Raw genomic sequence first — 989 nt, 5'->3', positions numbered from 1 at the left:
CCCCCTCTGTCAGCCTAGTTGTCCGGTTGGCGATATCGCCTAAATCTAATCCAGAGGGAGCGGCATGGAGTCCTTGTGCCACGTTATTCCGCAGAGCGTAAATCAGCCGTCCTGAAGAAGTTGTTACCACCCCATAATCACAGTGTGGCATCGGTAGCGACAGAGGAAGGCATCTCTGACGCGACGCTGTATAGTTGGTTAAAACAGTGTCGAGTAAAAGGAGTGCCTGTGCCGGGTTACACCCCAGGCGACAGTGAATGGTCGCCCGACGCCAAGCTAGCCGTGGTCATCGAAACCGCCACCCTGTCAGAGGCAGAGCTTGGCGCTTACTGTCGCGAAAAAGGCCTTTATCCCGAGCAAATTCAGCAGTGGAAAGCGGCTTGCCTCGAAGGCGCTGGTCGGCAAGAAGACCAGGAAAAAGCGGCGCAAAAGCAGCGTAAAGAAGACCGTAAGACCATCAAGCAACTCAAAGCGGAAGTGCGGCGCAAAGACAAGGTAGTGGCTGAGACGACGTCGTTACTGGTGCTCTCAAAAAAGCTCGAAGCCTTGTACAGCGAAGATCACGACAGCGGCGAGGACGACTAACGCCGCTCGACGAACGTGCAAGGCTCATCGCGCTATTTGACGAAGCGGTTGTGGATGGCGCGTCTCGTTATAAAGCCGCTGAGATTATCAACGTGAATGAACGCACACTGAAACGTTGGCGATCTGAGTGTGGCGCTGTTGTTGAGGATCAGCGTCATCACGTGGTGCAAGGCAGGCAGCCGCATCAGCTAACGCATGAGGAAGAGCAAGCCATTTTGAACACTTGTCATCGTCCCGATTACCAGAGCTTGCCGCCGTCTCAAATCGTGCCTTTGCTGGCAGACAACGGCGTCTATCTGGCCTCCGAATCGTCGTTTTACCGGGTTTTGAAAAAGCATCACCAGCAGCACCCTCGTGGCCGTATGAAACCACGCCGTCCAGTGCCCGCGCCGACCAGTTTTACG

The 989-nt window shown here is 55.0% G+C and carries 2 protein-coding genes; both read left to right on the top strand.

Going from position 1 to position 989, the window contains the following annotated elements; translation table 11 throughout:
* The first annotated feature begins 75 nt into the window (after positions 1-75).
* Positions 76-585 carry a transposase gene (locus INT21_RS14400; protein WP_193085376.1) on the top strand — a complete coding sequence of 170 codons (510 nt, stop codon included), beginning with the start codon at positions 76-78 and terminating at the stop codon, positions 583-585.
* Between the two features lie 50 nt (positions 586-635).
* The coding region (locus INT21_RS14395; RefSeq protein WP_446719052.1) for a helix-turn-helix domain-containing protein at positions 636-989 on the top strand (354 nt) is incomplete at its 3' end.

Source organism: Halomonas sp. 3F2F, assembly GCF_014897805.1.
Classification (GTDB): domain Bacteria; phylum Pseudomonadota; class Gammaproteobacteria; order Pseudomonadales; family Halomonadaceae; genus Vreelandella.
The sequence above is the reverse complement of the archived record's forward strand: the minus strand, read 5'-3'. Positions and strand labels throughout refer to the sequence as shown.